The sequence below is a fragment of the Pseudomonas sp. H26/SER47-MNA-CIBAN-0231 genome (assembly GCF_040310465.1).
Taxonomy (GTDB): Bacteria; Pseudomonadota; Gammaproteobacteria; order Pseudomonadales; family Pseudomonadaceae; genus Aquipseudomonas; species Aquipseudomonas atacamensis.
This window is the reverse complement of record NZ_JBEOPW010000197.1, coordinates 1-233: the sequence shown is the minus strand read 5'-3', so window position 1 is coordinate 233 and position 233 is coordinate 1. Positions and strand designations below refer to the sequence as shown.

Below are 233 nucleotides of genomic sequence, written 5' to 3'. Positions count from 1 at the left end.
CCGCGCCAGAGGTCGTTAGCCAAAAACTTAAGTTGTTTAAGAATGGGAACGCCACATCGCGGGCACCAATCTGTAATGGCACGACCAAGTTCATTAAACCAATCATAAATGGCATTGCCATAAAGATAATCATGATCACGCCGTGGGCTGTGAAGATTTGGTCGTAATGTTCTGGTGGTAAATAGCCCGCAGCGCCGTTAGTGGCAAGTGCTTGCTGAGTTCGCATCATAATC

At 47.2% G+C, this 233-nt stretch carries 1 protein-coding gene; it reads right to left on the bottom strand.

Going from position 1 to position 233, the window contains the following annotated elements; translation table 11 throughout:
* On the bottom strand, positions 1–233 hold a 233-nt coding region (locus tag AAEZ10_RS27780; protein WP_350571898.1), incomplete at both ends, for a cbb3-type cytochrome c oxidase subunit I.